Below are 24,165 nucleotides of genomic sequence, written 5' to 3' on the forward strand. Positions count from 1 at the left end.
TCGCGGCTCCTCCCCTTCGCCACGCGGGCGTGCGTGGCACCTGGAGTCCCCCCATGAAGCTGCAGTCCCGAATGCTGTCCCTGGCCGTGCTGGCCGCCCTGCCCGCGCTGGCCCAGGCCAGCGAGGCCACCACCGCGCTCGACCAGATCCTGGTCACCGCCACCCGCACCCCGATCGCCCTGCAGGACAGCATCGCGCCGGCACAGGTGATCGACCGCGCGCAGATCGAATCCAGCCAGGCCACTTCGCTGCAGGAACTGCTGCGTGGCCGCGCCGGTATCAACCTGACCAACTCCGGCGGCCTCGGCAAGCAGAGCTCGCTGTTCCTGCGCGGTACCAATTCCGGCCACACCGTGGTGCTGGTGGATGGCGTGCGCATCAACAGCGCCGACCTCGGCCTGGCCATGTACCAGGACCTGCCGCTGGCGCAGATCGAACGCGTCGAAATCGTTCGCGGCCCGCAGTCGAGCCTGTACGGTGCCGACGCCATCGGTGGCGTGATCCAGATCTTCACCCGTCGCAACCAGGGCGATTTCGCCCCGCACTTCCAGCTCGGCGGCGGCAGCAACGGGCTGCGCGAAGCCAGCGGCGGCATTGGTGGTGGCAGCGAACGCGGCTGGTTCGGTGCCGACATCGCCTACCAGCATTCCGATGGCATCGATGCCTGCCGCGGCTCGGCCACGCTGTTCACCGGCTGTTTCGCCGACGAGCCCGATCGCGACGGCTACCGCAACCTGTCCAAGAGTCTGCGCGGTGGCTACAGCTTCAACGACCAGTGGAACGTGGAAGGCAGCGCATTGCGCGCCGACGGCAAGAACCACTACGACGGCTACTACAACTATTCGGAAACCCGCCAGCAGGTGCTGGCCGGCAAGGTGCGCTACACCCCGTCCGAGCGCTTGGCATTCACCGCCAACGTCGGCCGCAGTGACAACGAGTCGGACAACTTCGGCGACTTCGGTGCACGTGGCAGCGCACAGACCCATCGCGACAGCGCCTCGCTGCAGGGCGATTTCGGCGTGGCGGAGGGCCAGCTGCTGAGCGCAGGCGTGGACTGGAGCAAAGACAACCTGGATGGCAGCAGCGCGGGTTACCTCGTCGACAGTCGCCGCAACACCGGCGTGTTCGTGCAGTACCAGGGCCGCTTCGGACGCCACCAGCTGCAGGCCAGCGCACGCAACGACGACAACCAGCAGTTCGGCAACCACGCTACCGGCAGCGTTGGCTGGGCCGTGGAACTGGGCCACGGCCTGCGCGTCAACGCCAGCTATGGCACGGCGTTCAAGGCACCGACCTTCAGCGATCTGTACGACCCGTGGAGCGGCGTGCCTACGTTGAACCCGGAGAAATCCAAGAGTGCCAACCTGGGCGTTTCGCAGCAGGGCCAGGGCTGGCACTGGGGTCTGGATGTGTATGAAACCCGCATCGATGATCTGATCACCTACGATGCGGCGACCTTCAAGATGCAGCAGGTGGAGAAGTCCCGCATCCGCGGTGCCGAACTGACCGGCGGCGTGCTGCTGGCCGGCTTCGACATCAACGCACAGCTCAGCTACACCGACCCGCGCAACCGCACCGGCGGCAGCACCCAGTTCGACAACTGGCTGCCACGCCGCGCGCAGCAGACCGCGCGCCTGGACATCGACCGTCGCTTCGGCAACTTCCGCGCCGGCCTGACCGTACAGGGTGCCGGCAAGCGCTACGACGATGCCGCCAACATGGTGAAGGTGGGAGGTTACGGCACGCTGGATCTGCGCGCCGAGTACGCGCTGACGCCGTCGTGGTCGCTGCTGGCACGTGCCGCCAATGTGTTCGACCGCAGGTATGAGACCGTGGCGTGGTTCAACCAGCCCGGCCGTGAGTACCAGTTGAGCGTGCGTTACCAGCCGAAATGAAGGAGCGCGCCGGGCATCGCCCGGCGCCAGGCAGAGCATGCGTTGCCAGACGAAATGACCGCGATGGTCATGGTGGTGCCGGCCGCTGGCCGGCAACATCGTGATCTTCGGCAACGCATTCCAGGTTGCCGGCCAGCGGCCGGCACTACCCCTTGCATCGACCCGGGGTCATCCGTTGCAGCAGTCCTGCAACCCCGGCAGTTCACGCAGGTCGTCGATCACCGCCACCGCATGCGCGGTGGCCAGGTCCAGGCCGCGCGGATAGCCGTAGCGCACCAGTGCGATCGGCATGCCGGCATCTTCGGCGGCGCGGTAGTCGGTCAACGAATCACCCACCATCAGGCAGGACTCCACCGGCAGCCCGAAGTGCGCGGCGATGTACCGCAATGGCTCACCGCTGGGCTTGCGCTGCGGCAGCGAATCTCCCCCCAGTACCAGCGCGAATACATCACCGATACCCAGGTGCTGCAGCAGCGGCGGCACCAGTGCTTCAGGCTTGTTGGTGCAGATCGCCAGTGGCACGTTGCGCGCACGCAGTTGCGCCAGCGCTTCGCCCACGCCATCGAACAGCCGCGGGCTGCGCAGCAGGCACTCACGGTAGTGCACCATGAACACCGGCATCACCTCGGCCAAGTCCACCTCGCGGCCGGCGGCCTGCACCGCCTGTTCGACCAGACGGCCCACACCGTCACCGATCCAGCCCAGCACGGTGGCTTCCGGCACACGCGCCACGCCGATGTCCTCCAGCGTGCGGTTCAGCGCTTCGGCAATATCGGCAGCGCTGTCGACCAGCGTGCCATCGAGGTCGAACACGACCAGCGGATACGGATACGACAAGGGACGGCACCTGCATGACGTGGGGCCGTCCATTGTACGCCGCTGTTTTTTGCGCCGATCCGCCTCAGCCGATCCGGCGCGCGCGGGTAGCCAGGAAGGTGGGCAGGTAACGGTCGATCAGGAAACGCGGCTGCGGCTGCCAGTCTTCCATGAAGCGATCGATGATGAAGCCGGCATCGAGCTGGCCACCGATCAGTTCGGTCAGGCTGTGGCCGAAGGTCAGTGCGTCGCCCCGTGCCAGTTTCGCCTCGCGCTCGGCCGGTGGCAGGTCTTCCAGATCCGAATAGGGAATGGCGTACTGCGGCCGGATCAGGCCCTGTGCATCCAGCTGCGGATCGCGCGCACCGACGAACAGCACCGGGTTGTAGAAGCTGGCCATCAGCATGCCATCGCGCGCCAGCACGCGGCGGCATTCGGTCCACACCGGCCGGACGTCGGGCACGTACAGGTTGGAGATCGGGTGGAACACCACATCGAAGCTGTCGTTGGCGAAGGCGTGCAGATCGCGCATGTCGCCCTGCACCGTGCGCAGTTGCAGGCCATCACGCGCCGCCACCTGACGATCCTGCTCGAGCTGGCCATCGGACAGATCGAACACGGTCACCTCCGCCCCGGCCGCCGCCAGCACCGGGGCCTGCTGGCCACCGCCCGAGGCCAGGCAGAGGATGCGGCGGCCGCGCACATCACCCAGCCAGTCCAGCGGCAGCGCGCGCGGGGTCAGGTGCACCTGCCAGCGGCCATCGCGCGCGGCGGCAATCGTTGAGCTTTCCACCGGGCGCGACCATTCGCGCACTTCGCTGGCCTGGCGGTCCCAGGCAGCACGGTTGTGGTCGATCAAGGCCTGTCCATGGTTCATGTGTTCTCCTTGCCCGGTGGGCGCCAATCCAGATCCTGGAAGGCCGGGCTGGCGAAACACTCGCCCAGGAAATCCAGGAATCGCCGCATGATAGCGGGCTGCTGGCGCCGTGATGCGTACACGGCATGAATGCCGAGTTCGTCCAGACTGAATTCGGGCAGCAGTTCGATCAGCTCGCCACTGCGCAGCAGCGGCGCCACCTGGTAGGTCGGCAGCATGGCGATGCCGGCGCCGGCACGCACCGCTTCCAGCAACAGCGAGGCTTCGTTGGCGCTGATGTTGCCGCCCACCGCCACCGACAGTGAACGGCCACCGCGGTGCAGCTGCCACAAGCTCTTGCCCACGTAGTGATGGGTCAGGCAGTTGTGCGCGGCCAGGTGTTCCGGTGCGGTAGGCGTACCGCGTGCCTGCAGGTAGGACGGCGTCGCGCATAACACCGAGCGGCAGGTGGCCAACCGTCGTGCAATCAGGCTGGGATCGATCTGGCGGGCGATGCGCACCGCAAGGTCCACGCGCTCCTCCACCAGGTTCACGGTGCGGTCGACCAGCAGCAGTTCGATGCGCGCCGCCGGGTGGCGTGCGACGAAAGCGGCCACCGCCCGCGCCAGGTGGCTCTGCCCGAACGACACGCTGGCGGTCACCCGCAACGTGCCGTGCGGTTCGGGATCGTCGCTGGCCAGCTCACCGTGCAGTTCCTCGCCGATGGCCAGCATCTGCCGGAAGCGCACCAGCGCCGCCTCGCCGGGGCCGGTCAGGCTGACCCGGCGCGTGGTCCGGTGCAGCAGGCGCGCGCCCAGCCAACCCTCGACCTCGGCCAGGTAGCGGGTGACCATCGCCCGTGACATGTCCAGCACCTCGGCGGCGGCGGTGAGGCTGCCGCGCTCGGCAACCTCGACGAACACGGTCATGGCGGTCAATCGGTCCATATGCTCGATCCATGCAACAAACAAGCGCGTTATACGCTGTTTTTCGAGCGACTGCAGCGGCCTAGAGTGGCCCCATTCCCACCCCATACCACCCCACGGAGTCCTGCCATGAAGATCGCCCTCGTTGGTTCCACCGGCAACATCGGCCGCCAGATCGCCCGCCACGCGCTGGCCAACGGCCACGAACTCACCGTCATCGTGCGCAGCGCGCAGGATCTTCCGGCCGAACTGGCCGGTGCCCATCCGGTGATCGCCTCGCTGGATGACCAGGATGCCCTGGTCGCCGCCATCGCCGGCCACGACGTGCTGGCCAGCGCCTATGGCCCGCGTCCGGGCGATGACATCGGCCGCGTCGGCGAAGTGGCCGCGCAGCTGGCCGTCGCCGCGCGCAAGGCCGGTGTACCGCGCCTGGTGGTGGTCGGTGGCGCCGGCAGCCTGGAAGTCGCGCCGGGCGTGCAGCTGGTCGATACCCCCAACTTCCCGGAGGCCTACAAGCCGTACGCGCTGGCCCATCGTGAAGCCTTCAATCGCCTGCAGGCGGTGGACGACCTGGACTGGACCTTCTTCTCGCCGGCCGCCGAAATCGGCCCGGGCGAAGAGCGCGGCCAGTACCGCGTGCAGCCCAAGGCCTTCCTCGCTGATGCCAGCGGCCACAGCCGCATCAGCTACGCCGACTACGGCGCCGCGTTCGTCGCCGAGCTGGAAGCGCAGCAGTACCCGAAGCAGATCATCACGGCCGCGTACTGATCATGGCGTCCGCCGGGCATGGCCCGGCGCTACCCAGCTGTAGAGCCGAAGGCAACGGCAGGAGCCGTTGCCAACGTCGCTTGCGACGGCCCGCAGCGGGCCGGGCAAGGACGCCCGGCATAGTCCGCGCTCCGCTCCCCATCCGACACGAGGAATTCCCAATGCGCACCGCTACCCTGCTGCTTCCCCTCGCGCTGGCCGCCGCCTTCGCCAGTGCTCCGCTGATGGCCGCTTCGGCCACGCCGGCGCCGGCCACGGCGACCAGATCCCAGCTGCACCTGCAGACCTTCCATCCGGGCCCGCAGGCGATGTTCTCGGTGTCTTCGGTGCTGATCGAAGGCCGCCATGACGCGATCCTGGTCGATGCGCAGTTCGGCGCCAGCGACGCGCGCAAGCTGGTCGAGCTGATCCGTGCCAGCGGCAAGCAGCTGACCACGATCTACATCAGCCACGGTGATCCAGACTATTACTTCGGCCTGGCTACCCTGCAGGACGCGTTCCCACAGGCACGCATCGTCGCCACCGCGCAGACCGTTGCCCATATCCAGCAGAGCCAGGCCGGCAAGCTGGCCTACTGGGGGCCGAAGATGGGCGCCGACGTGCCGGCACGCATCGTGGTGCCGCAGGTGCTGGACGGTGATGCCCTGCAGCTGGAAGGCCAGCGCCTGCCGCTGATCGGCCTCGATGGCCCGACCCCGGACCGCACGGTGCTGTGGGTGCCGTCGCTGCGCGCGATCGTCGGCGGTATTCCGGTGATGGCCGGTGAACACGTGTGGATGGCAGACACGCAGACGCCGAAGTCGCACGCCGACTGGCTGCAGACCCTGCAGCGGCTGCAGGCGCTGAAGCCGAAGGTGGTGGTGCCGGGGCACTACGCGCCGGGTGCGGCGCTGGATGCCAGTGCGCTGGCGTTCACGGCAGACTACATCCGCGCGTTCGATTCCGAGGCAGCCAAGGCCAAGGACGGTGCGGCGCTGGTGAAAGCGATGCAGGCGCGCTACCCGAAGCTGGACGGCGTGGCATCGCTGGAGCTGAGTGCGAAGGTGGCCAAGGGTGAGATGCAGTGGCCATGAGGTAGGGAGTTTTCTTTTGCAGGGCTGCGCCCTGCACCTGCTCAATGCACGGCAACAGCCGAAGCAACAGCAACAGCCGGCTATCCGTGGGATGGCGAGGTGGGTCCGGTTGCGGGGGACGCCGTGAATCCGTCCATGGAGGCTCGGTCGCGCCATCCATGGCGCTCACGCCCCCGCAACCGGACCCACCCCGCCTTCGACAGCTCTCTGCGATCTGCCTGGATGGCATGTCTGCGCAACCTGTCGGGATGGAATGCCCTGCTCTTGGTGGGTGTCGACCTTGGTCGACACGTAGATCCACGCCGTGCGTGGATGAACGATCAGGAGCGATCGGTCTGGGTGTGCTCGAACAATTCGCCCTGCACCACCGGTTCCTTCTCGCGGAAGCCACCAAGGCCGACACCGACCAGGCGGTAACGCGTCTCCGCCGGCAGATCGACACGGGCGCGCAGGGCCAGCGCGATGTCGCGCAGTTCTTCCATCGATTCCGGCGGGCGCTCCGGGGTGAAACTGCGGGTGAGGATGCGGAACTGCGCGGTCTTCAGTTTCAGCACCACGGTGTGGCCGATGCGCTCGGTCTTGCGCGTGGCGTTCCAGGTCTTCCCAGCCAGCTGCACGATGGCCTCGGTCAGATCTTCCAGCAGCAGGTCCTCGGCGAAGGTGTCCTCCGAGGAAATCGACTGCACCTGCTGGTCCGGTTCCACCGGCCGCTCGTCGATGCCGCGTGCGCGGTTGTACAGGCTGCGGCCGAAACTGCCGAACGCCTCTTCCAGATCGATCAAGGCCCACTGCCGCAGGTCGCCGCAGGTGACGATGCCGCGCGCGGCCAGCTTGCCTTCCATCACCTTGCCGACGCCGGGCACCCGGTTCACCGGCAGCGGCAGCAGGAAGGCATCCACGCGCTGCGGCGGAATCACGAACTGGCCATCGGGCTTGCGCCAGTCCGAAGCGATCTTGGCCAGGAACTTGTTCGGCGCGATCCCGGCTGAAGCAGTCAGGTTCGTTTCCTCGCGGATCTGCGTGCGGATGGTACGGGCGATGTCGGTGGCCAGTTCGATGCCGCTCTTCGGCTCGGTCACATCCAGATAGGCCTCGTCCAGCGACAGCGGCTCGACCAGGTCGGTATGGCGCAGGAAGATCGCGCGTACCTGCTGTGACACCGCCTTGTAACGCGCGAAGTCCGGCGGCACGAAGACCGCGTCCGGGCACAGGCGCTCGGCACGTACGGCGGGCATCGCCGAACGCACGCCGAACACGCGTGCCTCGTAGGACGCCGCGCATACGACCGAGCGGGCGCCACGCCATGCCACAACCACCGGCTTGCCGCGCAGTGACGGATCGTCGCGCTGCTCCACCGACGCGTAGAACGCGTCCATGTCAACGTGGATGATCTTGCGCAGTCGGGTCATGTCAGGCGGAAAGGGCGGGGGCATGCCGAACGGGCCACACGCCGAAGTATGGTCGTTGCACATCAACAGGATGCGCGTATTCCATTGAAAACACTACGGTTGCGTACGGTTGAAATGTTTGATCGGCACAGTTTCCACGGGCATCCTCGAGCGCTTGTTTCCCTGTTTCCCCGCTTCCAGGATTGTGCTTCATGACCCGTCTCCACGCGTTCAACCGCGAACAGCTGCTGGCCAGCGCACGCGGTGAACTGTTCGGCACCGCCGCCGGCCGTTTGCCCAACGACCCGATGCTGATGTTCGACCGCATCACCGACATCCGCGAGGACGGCGGACCGCATGGCAAGGGCATGGTACGCGCCGAACTGGATATCCGCCCGGACCTGTGGTTCTTCGGCTGCCACTTCATCGGCGACCCGGTGATGCCCGGCTGCCTCGGCCTGGATGCCATGTGGCAGCTGACCGGCTTCTTCCTGACCTGGCTGGGCGCCCCCGGCAAGGGCCGCGCACTGGGCTGCGGCGAGGTGAAGTTCACCGGCCAGGTGCTGCCGGAGGCCAAGCTGGTGCGTTACGAGATCGACATCAGCCGCGTCATCAACCGCAAGCTGGTGATGGCCCAGTCGGACGCCCGCATGTACGTGGATGACCGCGAAATCTACAGCGCCCGCGACCTGCGCGTCGGCCTGTTCACTGAAACCGGGAGCTTCTGATGCGTCGCGTCGTCATCACCGGCATGGGCATCACGTCCTGCCTCGGCAATGATCTGGATACTGTTTCGGCCGCGCTGCGCGAAGGGCGCTCGGGCATCACCGCGCTGGCCGACCACGCCGAAGCGGGCCTGCGCAGCCAGGTCGGCGGCCGCGTCGATCTCGACCTGGACGCGCTGATCGACCGCAAGCAGAAGCGTTTCATGAGCGACGCAGCGGCCTTCGCCTATCTGGCCATGCGCGATGCCATCGCCGATGCCGGGCTCAGCACCGAGCAGGTCAGCAGCCTGCGCACCGGCCTGATCGCCGGCTCCGGTGGCGGCTCCAGCGAATGGCAGATCGGCGCGGTCGATCTGCTGCGCGAGCGCGGCGTTCGCAAGGTCGGCCCGTACATGGTGCCGCGCACGATGTGCTCGACCGTCTCGGCCTGCCTGGCCACTGCCTACCAGATCAAGGGCGTCAGCTACTCGCTGTCGGCCGCCTGCGCGACGTCGGCGCACTGCATCGGCGCGGCCGCGGACATGATCCGCCATGGCGCGCAGGACATCATGTTCGCCGGTGGCGGTGAAGACCTGCACTGGTCGATGAGCGTGATGTTCGACGCGATGGGCGCACTGTCGACCAGCTTCAACGAGACCCCGGCCAGCGCCTCGCGTCCGTACGACAAGGACCGCGACGGCTTCGTCATCGCCGGTGGCGGTGGCATGCTGGTGCTGGAGGACTACGACCACGCCGTTGCGCGCGGCGCGCACATCCATGCCGAGCTGATCGGCTATGGCGTCACTTCCGATGGCGCCGACATGGTTGCCCCGTCCGGCGAAGGCGCGGTGCGCTGCATGAAGATGGCGCTGCAGGGCATCGATCGCCCGCTGGACTACCTCAACACCCACGGCACCTCGACCCCGCTGGGCGATGTCACCGAGCTCAACGCCATCCGCGAAGTGTTCGGCGATGCGGTACCGCCGCTGTCGTCGACCAAGGCATTGTCCGGCCACTCGCTGGGTGCAGCCAGCGTGCATGAGGCGATCTACTGCCTGCTGATGATGCGCGACGGCTTCGTTGCCGGTTCGGCCAACATCGGCGAGCTGGACCCGAAGGTGGAGAGCTTCCCGATCCTGCGCCAGAGCCGCGAGCAGAAGCTGGACACGGTGATGTCCAACAGCTTCGGCTTCGGTGGCACCAACGCCGCGCTGGTGTTCGGGCGGGTGTGATGGGGCAGGTGTGCTGACCCACGGTCGGCACCCACCAATGGACGTAGAGCCGAGCCATGCTCGGCTCAGTGCCAACCAAGGTTGGCACCCACCGGGGCATTGGGGTGTGCCGGCCAACGGCCGGCACCCACCTTATTTCGGCAACAGCGGCAGCAGCAGCCCGTGCGCGTCCACCAGCGATCCAACGATGCGGTGGCCCAGGGCACGCAACTCTTCATCCGGATGCACCAGGTCCGGCACCTGGATCACCGTCATGCCGGCGGCCAGCGCCGCGCGCGTACCGGCCGGTGAATCCTCCAGTGCCAGGCAGCGTTCCGGCGCCTGGCCCAGCCGCCGTGCGGCCAGCAGGTAAATGTCCGGCGCCGGCTTCGGCTGCGCGACGTCGCCACTGGTGATCACCGCATCGAAGTACGGCAGCAGTCCGGCCGCCGCCAGCTTGCGGTTGGCCCGCGGCTGCCGCGTGGTGGTCGCCACCGCGCGCGGAATCGCGTGCGCCTTCAGCAGTTCCAGCAGTTCCAGGATGCCCGGCCGCAGCGGCAGGCCCGTCTGCGTGCGTGCTTCATACAGCTCGTGGCAGCGCGCGGCCACCGCCTCGATCACGCTGTCCTCGATGCCCTGCGCACGCAGCAGCGCGTGCGTGTCGCGGTCACCGAGGCCGACCATGCGCAGGAACACCGTCTCATCCAGGCCCAGTCCGAACTCGTCGGCGGCCTGGCTCCAGCAGGCCAGCGAGACCCGCTCGCTGTCGATCATCAGGCCGTCCATGTCGAAGATGACGGCGTCGGGGAGGAACGGCAGCGCAGCGATGGTGGTCATGGAGCGAACAGCGTATCCAGATCGGTGGAAGTGAGCTGCCGCCACTGCCCCTCGTCCAGCCCCTGCAGGTCCAGCCCGCCAACGCGGCTGCGATGCAGGGCCTGCACGTGGTTGCCGGTGGCGGCGAACATGCGGCGTACCTGATGGTAGCGGCCTTCGTGCAGCACCAGGCGCGCGCGGCGCGCATCCAGCACTTCCAGTTCAGCCGGCAGCAGGGGCGTCTTCTCGGACTCCAGCATCAGCGTGCCGCTGGCGAACAGGGCCACCTCGTCGCCGCGCAGGTCGTCGCTCAGCTCCACTTCGTAGACCTTGGGCAGCTTCGACTTCGGCGAGATGATCCGGTGCAGCAGACCACCATCGTCGGTCAGCAGCAGCAGGCCACTGGTCTCGCGGTCGAGGCGGCCGACCGTGGACAGCACCGGATCGCGGTCGCGAAAGCGCGGCGGCAGCAGGTCGTAGATCAGGCGGCCGGTGTCCTTGGTCGAGCAGGTGTAGCCGGCCGGCTTGTGCAGCGCGATCGACAGTCCCACCGGCGGGTCCAGCGGCTCGCCATCGACACGGATGGCCTCGTGCGGCACCTGGTCGTCGGCGTACAGCACCTCGCCGTCGGCGTCGGTGACGCGTCCCTCGCGGAACATCCACTGCACCTGCTTGCGGCTGCCGTAGCCCAGGTTGGCGATGTGCTTGACCAGCTTCACCGGCCCTTCCCCTTCACCGCTTCGACCAGCTTGAAGCCATCGCGCTCGGCAATCACGCGCACGGCACCGAAGCTCTCGTTGAGCGTGTATTCGTAGGGCAGGTGGCGGTTGGCCACCACGTACAGGCGCCCACCCGGACGCAACGCCTGCGCGGCCACGGCGATGAAGCGCTGGCCGATGTCCGGGCGATCGGCACGCGACGGCGTGTGGAACGGCGGATTGCTGATGATGACGTCGTAGCCCGGCTCGATGCCGGCGGTGACGTCCTGCCACAGGAAGCGCAGCGGCAGCGGCAGCGGACGCGGCGGCGGCGCCAGGTTCAGTTCGGCCAGCGCCAATGCACGCTGCTCGGCCTCGTACAGGTCCAGCGCGGTGATCTTCGGGCAACGCTCCAGCAGCTCGCGCGACAGGTAGCCGTAGCCCGCGCCGAGGTCGGCGGCACGCCCGGCCAGGTCGGCCGGCAGGTGCTCGGCCAGCAGCGCCGACGCCGGGTCGATGCGATCCCAGGCGAACACGCCCGGGCGGCTGAGGAAGCGACCGCCCACGATCGGGCGCACCGCATCCAGCGCCAACCAACGCCTGGCCAGGTCGGCGTCGTGCTGGCCCTGCAACGGGGCGGTCCAGTACACGCGGCAGTGGTTCTTGGTCAGGCTGCCACCGAGGCCGGCCAGCTGCTTGAGATCGCCCTCGCCCGAGCGCGCACCTTCGTTGTTGGACTGGCAGGCGACGATGCGACCGCCGTCGGCGACCAGTGCCAGCGCACGGGCGAACAGCGCACGGGCCTCTTCACGCTGGCGCGGCGGCAGCACCAGCACCAGCGGATAGCGGCCCTTGCCGGCGGCATCGTCCAGCTGGCCACTGACGGTCCAGCCGGCGGCCTGCTGCAGCGGCTGCGCGAACGGGGCAAAACTCTGCTCGCAGTGCACCTCGCGGTTGCCCGCCACTTCGCGCAGCGGCCAGCCATCACGGGCACGCAGGAAGGCCACCGGACCCTCCGGCCAGCGCAGGGCACCTTGGGAGAACGGCAGGAACAGGGTCTGCAGGGGGGCGTCGTCGCTGGAGGCCATCGGCGCGGGTACTTCAAGCGTGAGGGCCGTCCATTGTACCGGCTTGGCCGGGCCGGCCCCGCCAGGCCGCTTTGCGAAACCCGAACGGGGCCTTGATCCGCCAGCAACATTGGAACGTTCAGGGTAGAGGCTCCCCCGGAAACCCAGGAGAACCTGCATGCGAGCCTTGTTCGTCGGTGGCGTGGTCGACAACAGTGAAATGGACCTGGAAGGCAGCCATCCGCCCGTGCACTACCCCGAGGACACCGGCGGCGGCCACTCGCGCTACCGGCTGCACCAGGTCGGCCATGGCGCCGACGGCAGCGTGGCCTACGCGGTGTATGGTGCGCCGGACCTGGCCGACGACGAGGTGGCGCGGGTTGCGGAGGAGCGCGCCTATGCGCGCCGGTTCGAGGCGACGCCGACCTTGTTCGAGCACTGAGCGCAGCAGCCACGCATGACGTGGCTCCACTGCAACCCCAGGTAGATCCACGCCATGCGTGGATGGACCCGGCAGGTTGCCGTCAAACCCTCGGCGGCAACCTGCGGATGCTGGCGATCTCGTCCAGCCACACATGGTGCTGCTGGACCGGCGTGTCGTAGTCATCCAGGCGCAGCTGGCCGTTGCTGCCTTCATCACCGGCGTCGTTGCGGTACTGCTGCACGGTCGGCTTCACCGCCACCGTGCCCAGCAGGCGCCGGCCATCGTGCAGGGTCAGTTCCACCTGCGTTTCGCCTTCCAGCTGCGGCAGCAGGGCTTCCAGGCGCGCGATCTGCGCCGGGTCGGTGTGGATGCGGGGAGCTGTACGGGACATCGGCGACCTCCTGCGTGCAGGGTCGCCGATCGGCCGTGAATGCTCAGTGCAGCGCGCTGTCGGCGCGCGGCACCTGCACCTTGCGCACCGCGGCCACCAGCTGCGCGACCGAATACGGCTTTGCCACATGCTCCTGGAAGCCCGACGCCAAGGCACGACGGCGGTCATCGGCACGCGCCAGCGCGGTCACCGCCACCGCCGGCAGCATTGCTGCGTCCACGCCCATGTCCTCGCGCAGCGTGCGCACCAGCCCGTAGCCATCCATGCCCGGCATGCCGATGTCGGTCAGCATCACGTGGTACTGCAGATGGCCGGTGTCGGCCAGCAATGCCAGTGCCTCGCCTGCCGAACTGGCCGCCGACACGCTGGCGCCCTGCTCTTCCAGCATGCGCCGCAGGTATTCCAGCACCTCCGGCTGGTCTTCCACCGCCAGCACATGCATGCCCCGCAGCGGATACGGCTCGACGATCACCGGCTCCAGGATCGGCCCGCTGATGACTTCGCGCAGCGGCCGCCGTTCGGCATCCGGCAGGTGCTGGGGCAGGCGCACGGTGAACGTGGCGCCGTGGCCATGGCCTTCGCTGGCGGCGGCAACGGTGCCGCCGTGCAGTTCGACCAGCTGCTGCACGATCGCCAGGCCCAGGCCGAGGCCGCCATGGCGGCGCGTCGTGGTGCCATCGGCCTGGCGGAAGCGGCTGAACAGGTGGTTGAGGAACTCCGGTGCGATGCCATCGCCGGTATCGCGCACCGTAATCACCCAGTGGTTGCCGTCGGCCTGCAGCTGCACGTCGATGCGGCCCTCAGCCGGAGTGAACTTGATGGCGTTCGACAGCAGGTTCCAGAACACCTGCTGCAGGCGGGTGGCATCGCCGAGCACGGGGCTTGGCTCCTCGGGCAACTGCAGGTGCACGTCCAGTGCCTTGCCCTCGGCCACGAGTTCCTGCGCGCCGATGGCTTCGCCAAGCAGCGTGCGCAGGTCCAGCACTTCCACCTCCAGCTGTACCTTGCCCAGCAGCATGCTGCTGAGATCGAGCATGTCCGAGATCAGCCGCTTCTGCGCGCCGGCGCTGTTGGCGATAACGTTCAGGCCCTTGTACAGCGGGCTGGTGTTGTCCACCCGCTGCAGCAGCAGTTCGCTCCAACCGAGGATGGTGGTCAGCGGCGTGCGCAGCTCGTGCGACAGCGTGGCCAGGAATTCGTCCTTCAGCCGCGCCATGTTCTCGGCGGCACTGCGCGCGGCGCGCTCGGACTGCAGCAGTTCCTCACGTGCCAGTTCGATCTCGCGGCGCTCGGTCACGTCCGGACTGCTGCCGGCCAGGCCGATGAAGCGGCCCATGCGCGAGAAGCGCGGACGCGCATTCATCTCCAACCAGCGCCATTGGCCATCGGCGCGCCGCGCGCGTACCAGCGCATGCATCGAACGCTGCGCCTTCAGTGCTTCCTGCAGCTCGTACTCGAATACGGACGCATCGTCCGGGTGTACCAGGCCACGCCAGACATCTTCCGGCACGCGCGTTTCGTCGCCACCGAAGAACTCGCTGAAGGCGCTGTTGACGAAGCGGGCGTGGCCGCGCTCGTCGAGCACCCATACCGGCATCGGCAGGCCATCGGCCAGTGCGCTGAAGCGGGCTTCGCTTTCGCCCAGCTCCACTTCCATCTGCTTGCGCGCGGTGATGTCGAAGAACAGGATGCCGACCTTGTCTTCTCCCGGTCGCCCCACGCGCACCGCGTCGACCGCAAAGGAGCGGCCCAGCGCCCGTGCCTCCATCTCGAACTGCGCCGGCCGGCCGCTGCGTGCGACCTCGCCGTAGATGCGGAACCAGTCCTGCTCGTGGTGCGGCTCCAGCACCGTCATGCGCTGGCCCCGGGCGTCCTTCAGGCCGGTATGGCGCTCGAACGCGTCGTTGACCTCGATGAAACGGTAGTCCACCGCGCGGTCACCCTCGAACAGCACCTGGATCACGCAGAAACCGGCGTTGATGCGCTCAAGCACGCCATGATGCAGGTCGGGTTCGGGCGCCGGCACCATCATCGGTGGGCGCTCCACTAGGGGCGGCAGTGTGGACAAGGGCGTCTGGACGGGCCGGATTGGAGGCACAGCATCTTCCAGAGAGCGTATTCACAGCGTCAAGCGCCGTCAGTCAGGGTTGACGACGATGAATTGGCGGCAACCGCTCTTGCGCATGACGCATTCGGCCATTGCCGTTGCCCTGGAGCGGGATCACACTCGATCCGTGATCAATATCGTCCCCCTCAGGGGATGCAGGAGACCGTCATGAACCGCTCACTTGCTACCGCCCTTCTGCTGGCCGGTGCCCTCGTGGCAGGCGGCGCCAATGCTGCGCCACGCGCGGTGACCGATCCGGAAGCCCCGCGCGCGCTGCAGGCCGATGGCCCGGTCAGCGTGAAGTGGGACGATCCGGCCAAATTCACCGAGATCCGCCAGAGCAGCAACCGCTTCGAGGCCGAACGCGGCGACTGGGTCCAGCAGCTGGCGCGCTACGTGCAGATCACCGCAGCCAAACCACTGCAACCGGGGCAGACCCTGGATGTGACCCTGGTCGACATCAAGCGAGCCGGTGACTACGAGCCGTGGCATGGCCCCCGCGGGCGCGACATCCGCATCATGCGCGACATCTACCCACCGCGGATCACCCTGCAGTACACGTTGAAGGACGCCAGCGGCCGCATCGTCAGTGAAGGTGACGCACGCCTGAGTGATACCGGCTACCTGCACAACGTTGGGCTGAAGAGCGAAAGTGATCCGCTGCGCTACGAGAAGCGCCTGATCGATGACTGGGTCAAGCGCCAGCTGGCCAGCCAGGCCACCGCCGCGCGTTAGGCCCCTCGGTCGACACGCATTCACAGGGCCGACCAAGGTCGGCCGCTACCGAAGCCGAGCGTGGGCTCGGCTCTACACGTACACCTTCGCCACGCGCTTGACCGCGCACGGCAGCTGGTACGCGCTCACGCCGCAGCGCGGCGCCAGCTCCGACAGCGTCGGCGCTGAACCCCACAGTTCCACCACGCTGCCGATGCCGGCCTGCGCATGCGCGGTCAGGTCCACGGTCAGCATGTCCATCGACACGCGCCCGATCAGCGCACCGGGCTGGCCGTCGATCAGCACCGGCGTGCCATTCGGGGCGAACTGCGGATAACCGTCGGCATAGCCGAGCGCGACCACACCTACGCGCGTGCGTGCCTTCGAGACAAAGCGCGCGCCATAACCCACCGGTTCACCTGCCTCGATCCAGCGTTCGGCGATCACCTTCGACTGCATCGTCATCACCGGGCGCAGGCGCGCGGTGATCTCCGAAGCCTCCGGCAGCGGGTTGGCGCCGTACAGCATCAGGCCCGGGCGGACCCAGTCGCTGCGCACGTCCGGCCAGCCCAGCAGCGCCGGCGAATTGCACACGCTGGTCTCGCCCTCCAGGCCATCGATGGCGCGGGCGAAGGTCGCGGCCTGTTCATGGGTGCGCTCGCTGTCCAGCTCGTCAGCACGTGCCAGGTGGGTCATCAGCACGATGCGCTCGACCTGCGGCAGCGCTGACAGGCGCGCATGCGCCGCGCGGAAGCTGTCCACGTCCAGGCCGAGGCGATGCATGCCGCTGTCCAGCTTCAGCCACACCGTCAACGGGCGCGGGCTGTCGAAGGCGGCGACGGCCTCCAGCTGCCACGGCGAACCGACGGCGAACCAGAAATCATGCTCGGCCACCAACGCCATGTCGCTGGGTTCGAAAATGCCTTCCAGCAGCAGGATCGGCGCACGGATGCCGGCCTGGCGCAGTTCCAGCGCTTCTTCGATGGTGGCCACGCCGAAGCCATCGGCCTCGTCTTCCAGTGCCTGTGCACAGCGCACCGCGCCATGGCCATAGGCATCGGCCTTGATGATCGCCAGGGCCTTGCCACCGCCCAGTTCACGGGCCAGCCGGTAGTTGCTGCGCAGGGCGCCCAGATCGATCAGCGCGCGGGCAGGACGCATGTGCGGTTCTCGTGTTGCGGCGCGTGACCGTACTGGCCGTAGCGGAAAATATCCAGACCTTCGGTGCTGATCTGCGGCTGGCGCGCGCTCATCAGGTCGGCCAGGTAGCGGCCCGAACCGCAGGCCATGGTCCAGCCCAGCGTGCCGTGGCCGGTGTTGAGGTACAGGTTGCGGAACGGCGTGGCGCCGATCACCGGCGTGCCGTCCGGCGTGGCCGGGCGCAGGCCGGTCCAGAACTGCGCGCGCGACAGGTCGCCGCCCTTCGGGTACAGGTCGCTGACCACCAGTTCCAGGGTCTCGCGGCGGCGCTGCGACAGCGACAGGTCGAAGCCGGCCACTTCGGCCATGCCACCGACGCGGATGCGATCGTCGAAGCGGGTCACCGCCACCTTGTAGCTCTCGTCGAGGATGGTCGAGGTCGGTGCCATCGCCGGGTCGGTGATCGGCAGGGTCAGCGAGTAGCCCTTCAGCGGGTACACCGGCAGGCGCATGCCCAGCGGTGCGACCAGCGCTGGCGAGTAGCTGCCCAGTGCAGCCACGAAGCGGTCGGCGGTTTCCAGCTTGCCGTCGATGCGCACGCCGGTGATGCGGTCGCCATCGAACTCCAGGCCGGTGATGTCCTGGTCGAAACGGAACTCGACGCCGGCGTCCACGCACATCTGCGCCAGGCGACGGGTGAACAGCTGGCAGTCGCCGGTCTGGTCACGCGGCAGGCGCAGCGCGCCGACCAGGCCATCGACGTGGGCCAGGGCCGGTTCGGCCTGGATGATGCCGGCACGGTCCAGCACCTCGTACGGCACGCCGTACTGGGCCAGGATCTCGATGTCCTGCGCCGAGGCATCCAGCTGCTGCTGGGTGCGGAACAACTGGGTGGTGCCCAGGTCGCGGCCTTCGAACTCGATGCCGATCTGCGCGCGCAACTCGTTCAGGCAGTCGCGACTGTACTCGGACATGCGCACCATGCGCGCCTTGTTGATCGCGTAGCGCTCGTGGGTGCAGTTGCGCAGCATCTGCCACAGCCAGCGGTACTGGGCCAGGTCCATGCCCGGGCGGATCGCCAGCGGCGCGTGCTTCTCGAACAGCCAGCCGATCGCCTTCTTCGGCACGCCCGGCGCCGCCCACGGCGAGGTGTAGCCGAACGACAGCTGGCCGGCATTGGCGAAGCTGGTCTCCAGCGCCGGGCCGGGTTGGCGGTCGATGACCGTGACTTCAAACCCGGCCTGTCGCAGGTACCAGGCACTGGTGGTGCCGATCACGCCGCTGCCGAGAACTAGGACTCGCATGGGACTTCTCCAACCCGATCATTCCCTGCACTGGAGCGCGCCGGGACCATAATTGGGGAAGTATAGACAGCCGATACCAGTTGATTTGCCTGATTTGCAATCAACCGGCAGGATGTTCTCCTGAGATTCACTCCCCAAGGTTGACGGCCATGGCCACCCGTACCCGCGAACTGGACAAGATCGACCGCAAGATCCTGCGCATCCTGCAGGCCGAAGGCCGCATCTCCTTCACCGAACTGGGTGAGCGGGTCGGCCTGTCCACCACCCCGTGCACCGAGCGCGTGCGCCGGCTGGAGCGCGAAGGCGTGATCACCGGTTACCACGCCCATCTGGACCCTGCGGCGGTGAAGGCCAGCCTGCTGGTGTTCGTGGAGATCAGCCTGGCCTACAAGTCCGGCGACATCTTCGAGGAGTTCCGGCGTGCCGCCCTGAAGCTGCCGAACGTGCTGGAGTGTCATCTGGTGTCGGGCGACTTCGATTACCTGCTGAAGGCACGGATCAGCGAGATGGCCTCCTACCGCAAGCTGCTCGGCAGCACCCTGCTGACGCTGCCGCATGTGCGTGAATCGAAGAGCTACATCGTGATGGAAGAGGTGAAGGAAACGCTGAGCCTGCCGATTCCGGACTGAGGTGGCTGCGGGGGTGGGGTCAGAGCCCGCTGTGCGGGATCCGACCCCGATCAGGGGGCTGCGTGCGAAGGTCAGATCCCGCAACGCGGGCTCTGACCCCGGATCCGTCAGCGCTGCTGCGGATGCTTCTGCGGGCGCTGCTCCTGCTGCTTGCCGCCCTTGTGCGACTGCTGCGGTTCCATCTGTTGCTGTTGCTGCTGTTGCGGGTTGCGGCCCTGCGGTTCCTTGCCGGGATGACGGTTCTGCTGGTTCTTCATGATCGCGATCCAGTGGACGAAGGACATGCGGCGGCGGAATGCCGGCGCAGGGCCACGGTGGTCCCGGAACGGTTAATCGCAGGCGAAAAAGCAGTGATCGGGAAGGTGTTGTTTTCGGAGGTTCAGCTGCGCCGCCGGGCGCGGCCTTACCGGATCTGCTGCCCGTCGCCCTGCGGCACGCTGTCGAGATAACGCCCGGTGCGCGAATCGAACACGCGGTTGGGACCGGCCGGGCGCACGCCGGGAATGATGCGACCGTTGCGGTCGTAGACCTTGTCGGCCGGCTTCGGTACCGGCGTCGGCGCGACCTGGGCCGGCCCCGTGGACTTGATCGGCTGCGCCGGCTGCGGTGAGGGCAGTACCTGCGGCTGCGGGCGCGCGGCCTGTGGTGGCGGTGCCACCGGGGTGGGCGCCACGGTGGTGCTGCTGCGGGTGGCGGTCGGATCGGCGGTCGGCACCTGGGCCAGCGCCAACGCAGGCAGCAGGGCGATCAGCAACAGGGGAAGGGGCGATTTCATGGCACGCTCCGGCGTGGATCGTCTTCACCATGCGCCACCCCCTGTGTGCCGCCCATGAACGGCCATCACACTTGCAAGGTCGCTCCATCACCCCCACGTTTTCCCGCATCCCCAGGCCATCGACCCCACGGAGCGCCGCCATGACTGCCTTCGATCTGACGCCCCCCACCGCCACCCAGACCGAGGCACTCGTCGCCGGCCTCAGCAGCGAGGAGCGCCGCGTGCTGCTGCAGCACGGCACCGAAGCGCCGTTCTGCGGGGTGTTCCTCGACAACAAGCGCGAGGGCGTCTACTGCTGCCGGCTGTGTGCGCTGCCGCTGTTCCGCTCCAGTACCAAGTTTGATTCCGGCACTGGCTGGCCCAGCTTCTTCGCGCCGTTCGACCCGGCGCACGTGCGCGAGATCCGCGATACCAGCCACGGCATGGTGCGCACCGAGATCACCTGTGCGCGTTGCGGCAGCCACCTGGGCCATGTGTTCCCGGACGGCCCGCCGCCGACCTACGAGCGCCACTGCCTGAACTCCGTCTCACTTTCGTTCACCGGCAATGGCGAGCCCTGGCCCGATCCACTGCAGCGTGGCGGTGCCGAGGCCGGCGTGGCGGGCTGAAATACCCCGCTGACCGATTTCACAGAATTCCCTCTTCAGAAAACCAGGCGACGGGCCGACAAGGAGATATCCCCTCTCCTTGCGTCGCGCCATGCTCATCATCGTTGGATTCCTGGTCGTCATCATCAGCGTGATCGGGGGCTACCTCGGTGCCCACGGCCGCCTGGGTGCCCTCTGGCAACCCTACGAACTGGTCATCATCGGCGGCGCCGCGCTCGGCGCATTCCTGGTCGGCACCCCGGCCAAGACGGTCAAGCAGACCCTGCAGGCGATGGTGGGCGTGTTCAAGGGCCCACGTTACAAGCAGCAGGACTACATCGATGTGCTCAGCCTGCTCTATGAACTGCTGAACAAGGCGCGCCGCGAAGGCTTCATGGCACTGGAAGACCATGTCGAGCGCCCGGCCGAGAGCGCGTTGTTCGGCAACTACCCCAAGGTGCAGGCCGACCACCACCTGATCGACTTCATCACCGACTGCCTGCGCCTGATGATCGGCAGCAACATCGAGCCGCACGAGCTGGAACCGCTGCTGGAACTGGAGCTGGAAAAGCACCACGCCGAGGCGATGGCACCGTCGCAGGTGATGAACAAGGTCGCCGACGGATTGCCCGGTTTCGGCATCGTGGCGGCGGTGCTGGGCATCGTCATCACCATGGGCTCGATCGGCGGCGATATCGTCGAAGTAGGTGGCCACGTGGCCGGTGCGCTGGTCGGCACCTTCCTGGGCATCCTGCTGGGCTACGGTTTCGTCGGCCCGATGGCAGCGGCAATGGAAGCGCGCGCCGAACAGGACAGCCGCATCTACGAATCGGTGAAGACCGCCCTGCTGGCCTGCCTGCGCGGCTACAACCCGAAGATCGCACTGGAATTCGCCCGCAAGACGCTGCCGTCGAACGTGCGCCCGGCCTTCTCCGATTTCGAGCAGCACCTGAAGACGGTCAAGTAAGCCATGGCCGAGAACAAGCCCACCGTCATCGTCCGCCGGGTCAAGAAGGCCGGCCACGCCGCCCATCATGGCGGTTCATGGAAGGTGGCCTATGCCGACTTCGTGACCGCGATGATGGCCTTCTTCCTGGTGCTGTGGCTGATGGCCACCACCAACAAGAACGACCGTGCAGCCATTTCCGAGTACTTCCGCAACCCCAGCCCGCTGAGTGGCCAGAACGCCACGCCGGCGCCCGGCATGGCCGGCCCGGGCGGCGCCAGTACTTCGATGATCAAGCTGGGCGGTGCCACCGACATTTCGCGTGGCAACAGCAACGATCCCTTCCAGAACCAGAAGGAAGCAGTACCGCAGCCGGTGGACCAGCAGCAGCGCGACAAGCAGCAGCTGGAGCAGCTGATGAAGGAGTTGCAGGAAGCGATCAGCAGGAGCCAGGCGCTGGAACCGTTCAAGGACCAGCTGCTGCTGGACCTGACCCCGGAAGGCCTGCGCATCCAGATCGTGGACAAGCAGAACCGGCCGATGTTCGACCTTGGCAGTGCCACGCTGAAGCCCTATACGCAGCAGATCCTGCACGAGCTGGCCGAGTACCTGAACCATGTGCCGAACCGGATCAGCCTGACCGGCCACACCGACATCACCGCCTATTCCGCCGCACGCGGCTACGGCAACTGGGAACTGAGCGCCGACCGTGCCAATGCCGCACGCCGCGCGCTGGTCGATGGCGGCCTGGATGACAGCAAGATCACCCGCGTGGTCGGCCTGTCCTCGTCCGTGCTGTTCGACAAGACCGACCCGCAGAACCCGATCAACCGCCGCATCAGCATCGTAGTAATGACCAGGGCCGCCGAGGAGGCCGCCCTGGCCGGTGCCGGCCCGCAGGTGGGGCTGTCGGCGCCGACCGTCGACCCGGATGTGCAGGCCGCGCAGGGCAAGGCACCGGCAGAGGCCGCCGCGCCCGCCGTGGCGCGCTGATTGAACCGGGGTCAGATCCCTTTCCATGGAAAGGGATCTGACCCCATCTGCGTGCGGCCGCTACAATGGCGGTCTTTCCGTTTCCAGGTGACCCCACCCCATGTCCCAGAACTCCAAGGCCAAGCGCGACAAGCGCAAGAAGCAGCAGGCCAAGCGCCCGTTCCTGCGCCTGAACGCCCAGCAGCAGGTGCAGAACCATGCCGTGCTGACCAACGAAGACGGCCAGGTGGTCGCCGCCATCGGCCTGCAGGGCCGTGAGTGGCTGCTGGCCATCGGCGGCCAGACCATGGGCAACGCCGAGAACCCGGTGCCGATGCTGGCCATGCTCAAGCACCTGTCCAACGTGCAGGAAAAGGAAGGCCGCAAGGTCAACCTGGAGTACTCCGAACTGCTGCAGAAGCTGCTGGACACCCTGGCGGCCGAATCCGGCCAGACCGCTGACGAATATCTGGACAAGCTGGTTGCCGAATTCGAAGGCGTCGACGCTGCTGAAGGCGAGGAAGGCGAAGCCGCCGAGGGCGACGTGGCCGAAGCCGCTGCTGCCGACGCCGAGGCCGCGCCGGCCGCTGACAGCGACAGCAAGCCGCAGGCCTGAACCGGCCGCGGCGGTGACGGTCTACGTCGATGACGCGGTGCATCCCTGGCGCGGACAGCGCTGGGCGCACCTGATGGCCGATACCCTGCCCGAGCTGCACGCCATGGCGGCGCAGCTCGGCATTCCAGCGCGGGCCTTCCAGAACAAGGCCAGCGGTGCACACTACGATGTCACTGCCGAACTGCGCGCACAGGCGATCGCGCTCGGTGCAAGGGCCATTTCCCGGCACGCCGACCGCGAGCTGGTCAAAGCGGTGATCGCCAACGCCCGGGCGCAGTACCGGCCATAGGCCGGCGTTGGGGGCTACCCCTTGCTGTGGTGGGTGCGGACCTTGGTCCGCACATCGGCACAGGGCATGCCAACCAAGGTTGACATCCACCTATAGGCGGGCTCCGCACCCACCTACCGGCCTCAGAACGGGTCGCTGCCCAGCCGGATTTCCACGTTCAGCAGCGAGCACAGCGCCAGCATCGCGTCGTCGTCGCGGGTCAGTGCCATCATCCCGGTGAAGCCGTCGCTGCCGGCATCCACGCTCCACAGCGTGTAGTTGTGCTCGCGCAGGCGGTCGAAGGCGGTGGACATCAGCTGCACGCCGTCCAGGCCTTCGGCGAAGTCCTCGTCATCCAGGTCACCGCCCCAGTCCAGCTGCAGGTTGAAGCGCGCCGACAGCTCGTTCACCGCCGACTGCAGCGATTCCAGGTCATCACGTTCCACCTCGAAACCGGACTGCCAGGCAATGGCCGTGAACAGGGCCGGCAGCCAGTCGCTGTCCGCTTCCAGCGGCTGCCCGTCCTCGGCCAGATGCTCGCGCCAGCGGTTGAACTGCTGCAGGGCCAGCTCTTCGTCGCCCGGGTTGATCAGCACCAGCAGGTTCCAGACCCGGGCCTCGAAGCCGTCTTCGTCGAAGTCGTGGATGTCTTCCTCGAAGTCGAAATAGTCGCTGTTGTCGGGCATGGTGGAACTTCCTCTGGGGCAGGCCGGCATTCTACGGTTTATCCTGTGCCGCTGAAGCCGGCCTTGGTGGCCGTCACTGTGAATGAAGCGATGAGCGATACCCCTCCCGACCACCTGGCGATCAACCCGGCCAGCCCCTTCCATGATGCGCAGGCGCTGGAGCGCGGCGTTGGCGTGCGTTTCAACGACGTCGAGCGCGACAACGTCGAGGAATACTCGGTCAGCGAAGGCTGGATCCGCGTTCAGGCCGGCAAGGCCCGCGACCGCCGCGGAAACCCGATGACCATCAAGGTCAAGGGCAAGGTCGAGGCGTATTTCCTGGAAACGAAGCCGGAATAAGCGCGGCTCTCGGATCCTGGGGTCAGATCCCCTTCCTGCGGAAAGGGAT

Annotated in this window: 28 protein-coding genes; 14 read left to right on the top strand and 14 right to left on the bottom strand. The window is 67.4% G+C overall.

Annotated elements, in window-relative coordinates; all coding sequences use genetic code 11:
* Positions 1-53 precede the first annotated feature (53 nt).
* Entirely contained in the window at positions 54-1,895 is a 1,842-nt protein-coding gene (btuB, locus tag AC5P57_RS20435) for a TonB-dependent vitamin B12 receptor (RefSeq protein WP_262235259.1), read from the top strand.
* Between the two features lie 168 nt (positions 1,896-2,063).
* On the opposite strand, the gene gph is transcribed toward btuB, so the two are convergent.
* The 3 genes from gph to AC5P57_RS20450 all read right to left on the bottom strand — a co-directional run bounded on the left by gph (position 2,064) and on the right by AC5P57_RS20450 (position 4,514).
* On the bottom strand, positions 2,064-2,732 hold the full coding sequence (gene gph / locus AC5P57_RS20440; RefSeq protein WP_262235258.1) for a phosphoglycolate phosphatase: 669 nt from the start codon (positions 2,730-2,732) through the stop codon (positions 2,064-2,066).
* A 64-nt stretch (positions 2,733-2,796) separates the two neighbouring features.
* Positions 2,797-3,588 carry a class I SAM-dependent methyltransferase gene (locus AC5P57_RS20445; RefSeq protein ID WP_099552581.1) on the bottom strand — a complete coding sequence of 264 codons (792 nt, stop codon included), beginning with the start codon at positions 3,586-3,588 and terminating at the stop codon, positions 2,797-2,799.
* Positions 3,585-4,514: a LysR family transcriptional regulator gene (locus AC5P57_RS20450; RefSeq protein ID WP_262235257.1), complete on the bottom strand. Its 930-nt coding sequence runs from the start codon at positions 4,512-4,514 to the stop codon at positions 3,585-3,587. Before AC5P57_RS20450 ends, AC5P57_RS20445 begins: the two co-directional genes overlap by 4 nt.
* A gap of 108 nt (positions 4,515-4,622) precedes the next feature.
* Between AC5P57_RS20450 and AC5P57_RS20455 the strand changes: the two genes are divergently transcribed.
* On the top strand, positions 4,623-5,261 hold the full coding sequence (locus tag AC5P57_RS20455; RefSeq protein ID WP_262235256.1) for an NAD(P)-dependent oxidoreductase: 639 nt from the start codon (positions 4,623-4,625) through the stop codon (positions 5,259-5,261).
* 161 nt (positions 5,262-5,422) lie between these two features.
* Positions 5,423-6,334 carry an MBL fold metallo-hydrolase gene (locus AC5P57_RS20460; protein WP_262235255.1) on the top strand — a complete coding sequence of 304 codons (912 nt, stop codon included), beginning with the start codon at positions 5,423-5,425 and terminating at the stop codon, positions 6,332-6,334.
* A gap of 320 nt (positions 6,335-6,654) precedes the next feature.
* Here the strand turns inward: AC5P57_RS20460 and dinB are convergent, their stop codons facing one another.
* Positions 6,655-7,743: a DNA polymerase IV gene (gene dinB, locus AC5P57_RS20465; RefSeq protein WP_262235254.1), complete on the bottom strand. Its 1,089-nt coding sequence runs from the start codon at positions 7,741-7,743 to the stop codon at positions 6,655-6,657.
* A 191-nt stretch (positions 7,744-7,934) separates the two neighbouring features.
* On the opposite strand from dinB, the gene fabA reads away from it, so the two are divergent.
* Together fabA and fabB are read left to right on the top strand one after the other, a co-directional pair.
* Positions 7,935-8,450: a 3-hydroxyacyl-[acyl-carrier-protein] dehydratase FabA gene (fabA, locus tag AC5P57_RS20470; protein WP_005407930.1), complete on the top strand. Its 516-nt coding sequence runs from the start codon at positions 7,935-7,937 to the stop codon at positions 8,448-8,450.
* Positions 8,450-9,658 carry a beta-ketoacyl-ACP synthase I gene (gene fabB / locus AC5P57_RS20475; protein WP_099552578.1) on the top strand — a complete coding sequence of 403 codons (1,209 nt, stop codon included), beginning with the start codon at positions 8,450-8,452 and terminating at the stop codon, positions 9,656-9,658. The genes fabA and fabB overlap by 1 nt, the downstream gene beginning before the upstream one ends.
* Positions 9,659-9,790: 132 nt before the next feature.
* On the opposite strand, the gene AC5P57_RS20480 is transcribed toward fabB, so the two are convergent.
* From AC5P57_RS20480 to AC5P57_RS20490, 3 genes are read right to left on the bottom strand one after another with little or no spacing between them, the layout of a single operon-like run.
* Complete coding sequence (locus AC5P57_RS20480; protein WP_262235253.1) at positions 9,791-10,474, bottom strand: HAD family hydrolase; 684 nt, start codon at positions 10,472-10,474, stop codon at positions 9,791-9,793.
* Positions 10,471-11,172, bottom strand: coding sequence for a pseudouridine synthase (locus tag AC5P57_RS20485; RefSeq protein WP_004154003.1), 702 nt, complete (start codon positions 11,170-11,172; stop codon positions 10,471-10,473). The genes AC5P57_RS20480 and AC5P57_RS20485 overlap by 4 nt, the downstream gene beginning before the upstream one ends.
* Positions 11,169-12,239: a class I SAM-dependent methyltransferase gene (locus AC5P57_RS20490; protein ID WP_262235252.1), complete on the bottom strand. Its 1,071-nt coding sequence runs from the start codon at positions 12,237-12,239 to the stop codon at positions 11,169-11,171. Before AC5P57_RS20490 ends, AC5P57_RS20485 begins: the two co-directional genes overlap by 4 nt.
* 157 nt (positions 12,240-12,396) lie before the next feature.
* On the opposite strand from AC5P57_RS20490, the gene AC5P57_RS20495 reads away from it, so the two are divergent.
* A complete protein-coding gene (locus AC5P57_RS20495) occupies positions 12,397-12,660 on the top strand; it encodes a hypothetical protein (RefSeq protein WP_005407925.1) in 264 nt (87 codons plus the stop codon).
* An 82-nt stretch (positions 12,661-12,742) separates the two neighbouring features.
* Here the strand turns inward: AC5P57_RS20495 and AC5P57_RS20500 are convergent, their stop codons facing one another.
* Together AC5P57_RS20500 and AC5P57_RS20505 are read right to left on the bottom strand one after the other, a co-directional pair.
* Positions 12,743-13,033 carry a DUF3247 family protein gene (locus tag AC5P57_RS20500; protein WP_099552575.1) on the bottom strand — a complete coding sequence of 97 codons (291 nt, stop codon included), beginning with the start codon at positions 13,031-13,033 and terminating at the stop codon, positions 12,743-12,745.
* 43 nt (positions 13,034-13,076) lie between these two features.
* Positions 13,077-15,065, bottom strand: a complete 1,989-nt coding sequence (locus AC5P57_RS20505) for a hybrid sensor histidine kinase/response regulator (RefSeq protein ID WP_099552574.1) — start codon at positions 15,063-15,065, stop codon at positions 13,077-13,079.
* A gap of 243 nt (positions 15,066-15,308) precedes the next feature.
* On the opposite strand from AC5P57_RS20505, the gene AC5P57_RS20510 reads away from it, so the two are divergent.
* Complete coding sequence (locus AC5P57_RS20510) at positions 15,309-15,875, top strand: DUF3016 domain-containing protein (protein WP_495219770.1); 567 nt, start codon at positions 15,309-15,311, stop codon at positions 15,873-15,875.
* Between the two features lie 72 nt (positions 15,876-15,947).
* On the opposite strand, the gene alr is transcribed toward AC5P57_RS20510, so the two are convergent.
* On the bottom strand, positions 15,948-17,015 hold the full coding sequence (gene alr / locus AC5P57_RS20515) for an alanine racemase (protein WP_142807169.1): 1,068 nt from the start codon (positions 17,013-17,015) through the stop codon (positions 15,948-15,950).
* Entirely contained in the window at positions 16,994-18,298 is a 1,305-nt protein-coding gene (locus AC5P57_RS20520) for a D-amino acid dehydrogenase (RefSeq protein WP_262235251.1), read from the bottom strand. Before AC5P57_RS20520 ends, alr begins: the two co-directional genes overlap by 22 nt.
* 149 nt (positions 18,299-18,447) lie before the next feature.
* Between AC5P57_RS20520 and AC5P57_RS20525 the strand changes: the two genes are divergently transcribed.
* On the top strand, positions 18,448-18,927 hold the full coding sequence (locus tag AC5P57_RS20525; RefSeq protein WP_005407919.1) for an Lrp/AsnC ligand binding domain-containing protein: 480 nt from the start codon (positions 18,448-18,450) through the stop codon (positions 18,925-18,927).
* Positions 18,928-19,034: 107 nt separating this feature from the next.
* Here AC5P57_RS20525 and AC5P57_RS20530 read toward each other — a convergent pair whose 3' ends face one another.
* A complete protein-coding gene (locus AC5P57_RS20530) occupies positions 19,035-19,211 on the bottom strand; it encodes a lana protein (protein WP_134528963.1) in 177 nt (58 codons plus the stop codon).
* Positions 19,212-19,330: 119 nt separating this feature from the next.
* Positions 19,331-19,702 carry a classical arabinogalactan protein 4 gene (locus AC5P57_RS20535; protein ID WP_099552569.1) on the bottom strand — a complete coding sequence of 124 codons (372 nt, stop codon included), beginning with the start codon at positions 19,700-19,702 and terminating at the stop codon, positions 19,331-19,333.
* 140 nt (positions 19,703-19,842) lie between these two features.
* On the opposite strand from AC5P57_RS20535, the gene msrB reads away from it, so the two are divergent.
* The 5 genes from msrB to AC5P57_RS20560 all read left to right on the top strand — a co-directional run bounded on the left by msrB (position 19,843) and on the right by AC5P57_RS20560 (position 23,112).
* Entirely contained in the window at positions 19,843-20,310 is a 468-nt protein-coding gene (gene msrB / locus AC5P57_RS20540; RefSeq protein WP_049432331.1) for a peptide-methionine (R)-S-oxide reductase MsrB, read from the top strand.
* A gap of 91 nt (positions 20,311-20,401) precedes the next feature.
* Positions 20,402-21,256: a flagellar motor stator protein MotA gene (gene motA / locus AC5P57_RS20545; protein WP_099552568.1), complete on the top strand. Its 855-nt coding sequence runs from the start codon at positions 20,402-20,404 to the stop codon at positions 21,254-21,256.
* 3 nt (positions 21,257-21,259) lie between these two features.
* Entirely contained in the window at positions 21,260-22,228 is a 969-nt protein-coding gene (gene motB / locus AC5P57_RS20550; RefSeq protein ID WP_099552567.1) for a flagellar motor protein MotB, read from the top strand.
* Between the two features lie 100 nt (positions 22,229-22,328).
* A complete protein-coding gene (locus AC5P57_RS20555) occupies positions 22,329-22,823 on the top strand; it encodes a hypothetical protein (protein WP_099552566.1) in 495 nt (164 codons plus the stop codon).
* Between the two features lie 13 nt (positions 22,824-22,836).
* Positions 22,837-23,112, top strand: coding sequence for a DUF4031 domain-containing protein (locus AC5P57_RS20560; protein WP_099552565.1), 276 nt, complete (start codon positions 22,837-22,839; stop codon positions 23,110-23,112).
* Positions 23,113-23,234: 122 nt separating this feature from the next.
* Here AC5P57_RS20560 and AC5P57_RS20565 read toward each other — a convergent pair whose 3' ends face one another.
* A complete protein-coding gene (locus AC5P57_RS20565) occupies positions 23,235-23,777 on the bottom strand; it encodes a DUF6630 family protein (RefSeq protein WP_142807166.1) in 543 nt (180 codons plus the stop codon).
* A gap of 90 nt (positions 23,778-23,867) precedes the next feature.
* On the opposite strand from AC5P57_RS20565, the gene AC5P57_RS20570 reads away from it, so the two are divergent.
* A complete protein-coding gene (locus AC5P57_RS20570; protein ID WP_012509930.1) occupies positions 23,868-24,116 on the top strand; it encodes a DUF3297 family protein in 249 nt (82 codons plus the stop codon).
* Positions 24,117-24,165 lie beyond the last annotated feature (49 nt).

This window comes from Stenotrophomonas sp. YJH_SMC_79, assembly GCF_059367995.1.

Bases quoted from the DNA above. Each gene is read 5' to 3' on its own strand.
- AC5P57_RS20570 (WP_012509930.1), top strand. From the start codon at position 23,868: ATGAGCGATACCCCTCCCGACCACCTGGCGATCAACCCGGCCAGCCCC.
- AC5P57_RS20530 (WP_134528963.1), bottom strand. From the start codon at position 19,211: ATGTCCTTCGTCCACTGGATCGCGATCATGAAGAACCAGCAGAACCGT.
- msrB (WP_049432331.1), top strand. From the start codon at position 19,843: ATGACTGCCTTCGATCTGACGCCCCCCACCGCCACCCAGACCGAGGCA.
- motA (WP_099552568.1), top strand. From the start codon at position 20,402: ATGCTCATCATCGTTGGATTCCTGGTCGTCATCATCAGCGTGATCGGG.
- btuB (WP_262235259.1), top strand. From the start codon at position 54: ATGAAGCTGCAGTCCCGAATGCTGTCCCTGGCCGTGCTGGCCGCCCTG.
- fabA (WP_005407930.1), top strand. From the start codon at position 7,935: ATGACCCGTCTCCACGCGTTCAACCGCGAACAGCTGCTGGCCAGCGCA.
- dinB (WP_262235254.1), bottom strand. From the start codon at position 7,743: ATGACCCGACTGCGCAAGATCATCCACGTTGACATGGACGCGTTCTAC.
- AC5P57_RS20505 (WP_099552574.1), bottom strand. From the start codon at position 15,065: ATGATGGTGCCGGCGCCCGAACCCGACCTGCATCATGGCGTGCTTGAG.
- AC5P57_RS20450 (WP_262235257.1), bottom strand. From the start codon at position 4,514: ATGGACCGATTGACCGCCATGACCGTGTTCGTCGAGGTTGCCGAGCGC.
- AC5P57_RS20490 (WP_262235252.1), bottom strand. From the start codon at position 12,239: ATGGCCTCCAGCGACGACGCCCCCCTGCAGACCCTGTTCCTGCCGTTC.
- AC5P57_RS20520 (WP_262235251.1), bottom strand. From the start codon at position 18,298: ATGCGAGTCCTAGTTCTCGGCAGCGGCGTGATCGGCACCACCAGTGCC.
- AC5P57_RS20445 (WP_099552581.1), bottom strand. From the start codon at position 3,588: ATGAACCATGGACAGGCCTTGATCGACCACAACCGTGCTGCCTGGGAC.
- motB (WP_099552567.1), top strand. From the start codon at position 21,260: ATGGCCGAGAACAAGCCCACCGTCATCGTCCGCCGGGTCAAGAAGGCC.
- AC5P57_RS20525 (WP_005407919.1), top strand. From the start codon at position 18,448: ATGGCCACCCGTACCCGCGAACTGGACAAGATCGACCGCAAGATCCTG.
- AC5P57_RS20495 (WP_005407925.1), top strand. From the start codon at position 12,397: ATGCGAGCCTTGTTCGTCGGTGGCGTGGTCGACAACAGTGAAATGGAC.
- AC5P57_RS20460 (WP_262235255.1), top strand. From the start codon at position 5,423: ATGCGCACCGCTACCCTGCTGCTTCCCCTCGCGCTGGCCGCCGCCTTC.
- AC5P57_RS20555 (WP_099552566.1), top strand. From the start codon at position 22,329: ATGTCCCAGAACTCCAAGGCCAAGCGCGACAAGCGCAAGAAGCAGCAG.
- AC5P57_RS20455 (WP_262235256.1), top strand. From the start codon at position 4,623: ATGAAGATCGCCCTCGTTGGTTCCACCGGCAACATCGGCCGCCAGATC.
- AC5P57_RS20500 (WP_099552575.1), bottom strand. From the start codon at position 13,033: ATGTCCCGTACAGCTCCCCGCATCCACACCGACCCGGCGCAGATCGCG.
- AC5P57_RS20510 (WP_495219770.1), top strand. From the start codon at position 15,309: ATGAACCGCTCACTTGCTACCGCCCTTCTGCTGGCCGGTGCCCTCGTG.
- AC5P57_RS20480 (WP_262235253.1), bottom strand. From the start codon at position 10,474: ATGACCACCATCGCTGCGCTGCCGTTCCTCCCCGACGCCGTCATCTTC.
- AC5P57_RS20535 (WP_099552569.1), bottom strand. From the start codon at position 19,702: ATGAAATCGCCCCTTCCCCTGTTGCTGATCGCCCTGCTGCCTGCGTTG.
- fabB (WP_099552578.1), top strand. From the start codon at position 8,450: ATGCGTCGCGTCGTCATCACCGGCATGGGCATCACGTCCTGCCTCGGC.
- AC5P57_RS20565 (WP_142807166.1), bottom strand. From the start codon at position 23,777: ATGCCCGACAACAGCGACTATTTCGACTTCGAGGAAGACATCCACGAC.
- alr (WP_142807169.1), bottom strand. From the start codon at position 17,015: ATGCGTCCTGCCCGCGCGCTGATCGATCTGGGCGCCCTGCGCAGCAAC.